This is a genomic window from uncultured Abyssibacter sp., assembly GCF_964000955.1.
Lineage (GTDB): Bacteria > Pseudomonadota > Gammaproteobacteria > Nevskiales > OUC007 > Abyssibacter.
The window spans coordinates 1-6,786 of sequence record NZ_CAXFCL010000189.1 but is presented as its reverse complement, the minus strand read 5'-3'; the positions used below and the strand labels follow the sequence as shown (position 1 = coordinate 6,786).

4 protein-coding genes are annotated in these 6,786 nt (G+C 65.1%); 3 read left to right on the top strand and 1 reads right to left on the bottom strand.

From position 1 onward, the window contains the following. Positions 1-284 precede the first annotated feature (284 nt). The gene (locus ABNS06_RS09110) at positions 285-2,597 is read right to left on the bottom strand and encodes a TonB-dependent receptor (protein WP_348674063.1); all 2,313 of its coding nucleotides are present in this window, start codon (positions 2,595-2,597) and stop codon (positions 285-287) included. Between the two features lie 251 nt (positions 2,598-2,848). Here ABNS06_RS09110 and ABNS06_RS09105 point away from each other — a divergent pair, with 251 nt between their 5' ends. The 3 genes from ABNS06_RS09105 to ABNS06_RS09095 all read left to right on the top strand — a co-directional run. Next, entirely contained in the window at positions 2,849-4,966 is a 2,118-nt protein-coding gene (locus ABNS06_RS09105; protein ID WP_348674061.1) for a TonB-dependent siderophore receptor, read from the top strand. A gap of 88 nt (positions 4,967-5,054) precedes the next feature. Continuing rightward, positions 5,055-5,180 carry a hypothetical protein gene (locus ABNS06_RS09100; protein ID WP_348674060.1) on the top strand — a complete coding sequence of 42 codons (126 nt, stop codon included), beginning with the start codon at positions 5,055-5,057 and terminating at the stop codon, positions 5,178-5,180. A 352-nt stretch (positions 5,181-5,532) separates the two neighbouring features. Beyond that, positions 5,533-6,786: hypothetical protein (locus ABNS06_RS09095; RefSeq protein WP_348674059.1), on the top strand; the 1,254-nt coding region annotated here is incomplete at its 3' end.

Genomic DNA, 6,786 nt, shown 5'->3' with positions numbered 1-6,786 from the left:
GCCCGCGAGCCACACCAGCCGCGGAGCCGGCACGTCCATCCCGTCGAATGCCTCCGCCAGAAATGTCTCGCGGTCGAGCAGGACCTGTTCGGAGCCGGCGAACACCGGCGACAACCCGGTCAGCAACGCGACCAGACCAAGAACCGCTGCAAACGACCGACGCAGCCGTCCGACGGGACGCCCGTGGCGCGAGCCCTTCGCATTCAATCGGGTCCGCACGTCGCGACGGCCTGCCCGTCGGGTGGACGCGACGGCGCCGGGGCGCCCGTCACGACCGCGACGCATCAGAGCTCCCAGGACAGGCTGACACCGTAAGTGCGGGCTTCGCCGTAGCGCTTGGCCACGCGCTGATCCTCGCCTTCGCCATTGACGAACCGACCTTGCAGATTCACGTCATCCGTCAGGTTGCGGCCGAACACCTGGATCGAGAAGCCCCATGGCAGGGCGTAGCCGATCTTGGCGTTGAGCAGCGTGCGCGACGGCACGCGACCCTCCGGGTCGTTGTTGGCGTAGCTGTCGATGTCACCCACGTAATTCACGGAGACCTGCCCGCTGACGCCCTTCCAGTCCGTCAGCGTCAGCCCCACCGACCCGCTCTCATCCGGAGACAGCGGAAAGCGGTTGTCAGCGTAGTTCTCGCCGCTGTTCACGAAGCGGTCGAACTCCGAGCGCAGCAATCCGAGGCTGGCGAACAGCTCCAGCTTGTACGGCAACTGGACCAGCGACTCGACCTCGAGGCCGTACTGGTGGGATTCGCCGGCGTTCTCGGTCGTGGTGTAGAAGCTGGTCTCCTCGCCTATGGTGACCTGCTGGTCCTCCCATTCGGTGTAGAACAGGTTCGCGTTCACCGACAGCGCGCCATCAAGCCACTGGTTGCGCAGCGCGAGTTCGGTGGTCCTGGTGTATTCGGGATCGAACTGGCTCAACTCGCCCCCAAAGAAGGTGACGCTGGTGCCGCCGGAGCGGTAGCCCTGCTGGTACTGCACGCCCACGGAGTGCGTGGGCAGGTACTGCCAGGTCAGCCCGACCTTGGGGAGAAAGTCGGTGAATGTCTCGTCGCCGCTCACGTCGTAGTCGGGCGGCACGAAATCGGGCTGCGCCTGGGACAGCAGATCGGACACCGCATCCGGCAGCGGCACACCGATGTCGAAGGGCAGGCCGGGGATCGGGGCGGTCAGGGTGTATTCCAGTTCGGCGACATCCCTGCGCTGGTCGTGCTCGCGATTGAGGCGTCCACCCAGCGTCACGGTCCAGTCGTCCAGCAGCGTCCAGTCGAGCTCGGCGAACAGCGCCGAGGTTTCGGCCTGCCGATCGCTGCTCTGGATCCCGCTGAGCAGCACCACACCGCCCGCGGCCGGAATGCCCTCACCCGTGGTCGCTTCGTAGCGGTCTTCGTCGGAGAAATAGGCGCCAATCACGGCCTTGACCGTGTCGAAGCGCATCTGCAGCCGGAGCTCCTGGCTGAAGGTTTCCGTGGTTCGATCAAAGGTCGTGGTGCCGCCATCCTCCTCGGTCCGGTCGTAGCCCCACTCGCGGTCATCCACGCTGTCGACGAAGCCGGTGACCGACTCCAGCGTCAACCAGGCGCCCAGCGGCAGGCTCTGCTCCCAGGTGTACACATCGGTGGTGAACACACCGATGAAGCGCTCATCCGCGGTGGCGGTGCGCTCCTCATTGGTGCTGTCGAAAATGTTGTCACCGAATTCGTTGTCGGAGGCGCTGTAGGAGATCAGGCTGCGGTAACCCGGCAGCCAGTCAGACAGCGGGAGCCATTCGAGTTTGGCGCGGACGTTCTCGATGGCGGCACGGTCGGCATCGTCCTCCATCCGCGTGACGTTGTAGATGTCCCCGCGGGCGTAGCTGTCCTGCGCGGCAATGCGAAAGCGCAGGCCGTCGGTGATCGGCCCGCCACCAGCCACCGCGTAGTCATGCCCGTCGCGGGAGAAGCGCGAGGCTCGCGCGCGCAGGTCCCATTCGGGCGTCGGATCACGCGTCGTCAGCGTCAGCGCGCCGGCGATGCTGTTGCGGCCGAAGGTCGTCGACTGCGGACCGCGCAACACCTCCACCTGCTCAACATCCCAGACCGACAGCGGCCCGCCGTAGATGCCTGTCTGCCCGGGCAGCGCCACGCCGTCCAGGTAGACGCTGATCGTGTCACCCTCGCCGCCGATGCCGTCGTTCGGTACTCCGCGAATCGAAATCTCGCGGTCGCTGTTGCCGATCACCACGTTGGCGATCTGGGACACGACTTCCTGCAGGTTGGAATCGCTGCCGGCATCGATGGCCTCGCCGGTGATCAGGCCGACGCTGGTGCGGGACTCCGCCAGTGTCCGTCCCAGCTTGTCGCCGCTGACGACCAGCGTGCCGAGATTCAGCGTCGACCCGGACTGTTGTTCCGGCTCCGGCGCACGCTCATCGCCCTCGCCGGTGTCCACCGGAATCGTGTCAACAATCAGTTCCGACTCCGGATCGTCCGACGGCTCCGCTGATTGGGCCACCGCGACGCCCGACCACGCCGCAAGCACCGTCAACACGACAGCGGCCGCCGGAAGCCGACGGTTGCCGACGTTGTCCTGCCATACCACGTTGGAATTCACTCTCTCTCTCCCCGATCGGGTGCGACCTGAAGGGCCGGGCCACGGGGCTCCAGCACGTCCGGAACCCTCCTGCCTCGGTTTCAGGGGCGGCGACATTAATGCACTTGGTTCTTATTTGCACTACTATTTTGCTAAACGCTCACCTTACCAACTTGCCAGCGTCTTTTCCGCGCCAGGAACCGGTTTCCGCAATGCCATCACCCCTACTCGCCGGACGATCAGGTCGGCTCGTACTCTGCTGCCTGGCCGCCATGAGCGTCCGGGTCGCCGCACAGACACCCGCACCCTACGAGGACACGATCCAGGTCGAATCGGACGACGAGGCAGTGGAGCTCGCCCCCGTCGCGGTCGAGGGACAACGCGTGCAGGCACCCCGCTACCAGGAGCCGGACGCTACCAGCGCAACCAAGACCGACACCCCGATCATCGAGACTCCGCAGTCGATCTCCGTGATCAGCGCGGATCAGCTCCGCGACCTCGGCGCGTTGACGCTGCAGGACGCCCTGCGCTATTCCGCCGGGATTCACGCCGATGCCTATGGCCTGGATTCCCGCACCGACTCGGCCATCGTCCGCGGTACGGCCTTCGTGCAATACCAGGACGGGCTGCGCAGCCTGTTCGGTTCCTACAACAACGTTCGCACCGATCCGTACGCCCTGGACAGCATCGAGATCGTCCGCGGACCGTCCTCCGTGCTCTACGGCCAGGGCACCAGCGGCGGCATGATCAACGTCAACAGCAAGCGGCCGCGAACCGAGGCCGCTCACGAATTGCGCGCCGAATACGGCGACTATCAGCGTCGCCAGTACGCCGCGGACTTCACCGGCCCGATCACGTCGGATGGCAGCCTGGCGTACCGAATCGTCGGGCTGCACCGGAACTCGGCCATGCAGGTCGACTACGTGCAGGACAATCGCGAGTTCATCGCACCGTCGCTGACCTGGCGACCGTCCGGCTGGTTCGAGTGGACCCTGCTCGGCAATGTCCAGAAAGACCGCAGTGGTTCGTCCACGGCGTTCCTGCCCCGGGAGGGCACGATCCAGGACAATCCCAACGGCCGGATCCCGACCAACCGTTTCGTCAGCGAACCGGAATTCGATCGCTACCACACCGACCAGGATGCGGTGACATCACTGCTGAAAATCGGCCTCGGCACCCGGTGGACGCTTTCCCAGAACGCCCGCTACATGGAAAGCGAGTCCGACTATCGGACCATGTACCCGAACATCTACACCGGCGACCCCTACCTGCTGAATCCGTTTCGCCGGGATTCCGTGCTGCGCATCACCTACGTGACTGACGCCCGCGTCCGCGCCATCACCTCCGATCACCGCCTGACCGGCAATGTGTCCACCGGCTTCATCGACCACGAGTTGCTGATCGGCGTGGACGCGACCAAGGTGACCACCCGTCAGAACGAGGGCACGCTCGACACCTTTCAGATCATCAGACAAGGTCTGTTTGATCTCTACGAGCCTGAATACGGGAACTTCATCGTCCCGGAAGCCGAGGCACGGCCCGATCTCGTGACTCGGCAGACCGGCTACTACATTCAGAATCAGATGACATTCGGCGAGCACCTGATCGCACTGGTGGGATGGCGACGGGACGAGGCGCGATCCGAGGAAGCCGGCGGCCCGGCCCAGGAGGACGAGGCGGAATCCCGGCGCGCCGGGCTGCTGTATCGCTTCGATGCCGGTTTCTCGCCCTACGTGAGCTACTCGGAATCCTTCAACCCGGTGGCGCAGCTCAACATGGAAGACGATCCGTTCAAGCCCATCCGCGGTGAGCAGTGGGAAGCCGGGATCAAGTATCAGCCGCCATCGTTTCCGGCCCTGATCACCGCCAGCGTGTTCGAGATCAACGAGGAGAATCGCCTGGCGCCCGGCCCTGACCCCAGCGTGCAGGTCCAGCTCGGCACCGCGGAGATCAAGGGCGCCGAACTGGAGGCCGGCATGACCTGGCCGAACGTGCTCGACGTGATGCTGGCCTACACCTATCTCGACGGATTCAGCGATGCCGGCGAAAACGCCGACGAAGGTGCCCGGATCAAGGCGCTGGCGGCGACGCCCGAAGAAGTCGCCTCGCTGTGGACCCGCTTCCACTTCGGCGCCATCGGCCTGCCCGGCCTGTCGATCGGTGCGGGCATCCGATACACCAGCGCGATTCCCGACGAAAGCGAGACCGTCGAAGTCCCGTCGACCACGTTGTACGACGCCATGATCGCCTACGACTACCGGAACTGGCGTCTCGCCGTGAACGGCAGCAATCTGGAAGACGAGACCGTTGTCTCCGCCTGCCTGGAGCGCGGCGACTGTTTCTACGGTCCGCGCCGCAACGTCGTCGGCAGCCTGACCGTTCGCTTCTGATGCGCCTGGGCGCGCTCAAGTGGACCATCGGGGTGCGGCTTGACTCGCTAACCCGGGGAAAACACCCATCACCCGTGAGGAGACAACGATGAACGAAATCATCCAGAGCGGCCTGCTGGTATGCCTCGCCGTGCTTGTGGCCGCAAACGCGATCAACCTGCGGAAACTGGAGGCACGGGTGAAGACGCTGGAGTCGCGCAACGCCCCACCATGATCCGGCGAAAGCGCCTGTGGGCGCTCGCCGTGGCGGCCACACTGTTACTCAGACCGGACACCTCGCCGAGAGTTGAACCGGTGGTGGTTTCCACCACGGGCAGTGACCGAATGCCCGGCGTTCCGGCGTCCGGCCGGACCCGACCCGCACTATCGGCTGACAGTCTCCCGGCATCACCCCATCCAGAACGCTGAACTCATCGCGTAGCCGAAGGCGCAGCACGACTTGTGAAGCCATACATCAACCAGCCGCACCCCTCACTAGATAATTAATGCGAATCATTCTCATTGACTTTATTGATTCTCGAAGCTAGCCTGCGCCTTCCTGTTTTCCATGACGCGAAGGACATTCGATGCGCCAGCACGCCGTTCTCACCCTGCTCGGAGCCACCCTTTTTGGATTGAGCGCCTGCGGGGGCGGCAGCGGCGGCGGGTCCGACAACCCTGACCCGTCCGCGACCACCGTGCAGGTGGCCGTGGCTCCCAGTGGCGAATCCGGCAGTGTCGGCCAGGCGACGGTCCTGCTGCTGCGTGACAGCGGCGCCGTCACGAACAAGGCCAGCCTGGACCAGTACGAGGTCATCTCGGTCGCGACCACGCGCAATAACGGGTTCTACCGCTTCGAGATCAGCGACGGTGCGCTGGATCAGTACGTGATCGTGGTGCAGAACATCCACGACGCCCGTTATCAGGTGAACGGCCGGATCGAGCTGATCCGGGCCCTCGGCGATCTGACCGATGACACCACCTCAGTCAATGTCACCCCGGTCTCCACGCTGGTCTTCCACGCTGCGGCATCGCTGGACGCCGTGACGCTGGAAACCAGCTTGGCGGACATCCTGGCGGACCTGGGCGCCGACGCCGCCGACAGCCCGACGGCCAACCTGCCGCTGCTTTCGGCGTTCTCACTCGTGGAATACTTCCCGTCGCTGATCGCGGACATCGCCGCCGCTCCGGACCAGTTGTCGGCCACGCTGGCCGCGCTGGACCTCACCACCCTGCCGGAAAGCCGCCAGACCGAAGCCACGCTGCGTCGTGACGTGGCACAGGCGATCATCGCGGCCGCGCAGGACGCCGGCACCACCGACCTCGCCAGCGAGGCGAACCGCATCGAACTGGCTGCCCGCATCGCCAATCTGCTGGACGCGGCCGGAACGGCCTACACGGACAGCTACGTTGACGCGCTCGCCGCAGCGGCGATCCAGGCCAACGCGGGCGGCAGCGTGGGCGCCGATTCCGGCGCGACGAACGTGCTGCGGTATCTGATCAACACCTACGGCCTGGGCGATTCGCTGACCGACGAGGCACCTGGCGCCGAGACCGTCGCGGCCATCGAGGCCGATCCGAACATCGCGACGCTGGTCGCCAGCGGCCAGGCCGTGCAGGTCAGCGTGCCGCTACTGGACAACGAATTGCTCGGCTCCGACGAGGATGCCCGCCGCCGGTACTACTACAGTTCGAACGCCTCGCCTATCAACACGGTCCAGGTGCTGTTCGAAGGCGTGACGGACGCCAATATCACCGATGAACTGCAAGTCGCGCTGGCGGAAGCCAATGTCCGCGCCGCCCGAATCGACGAGGCCAATTTCATTGCCGCCACGCAGGTC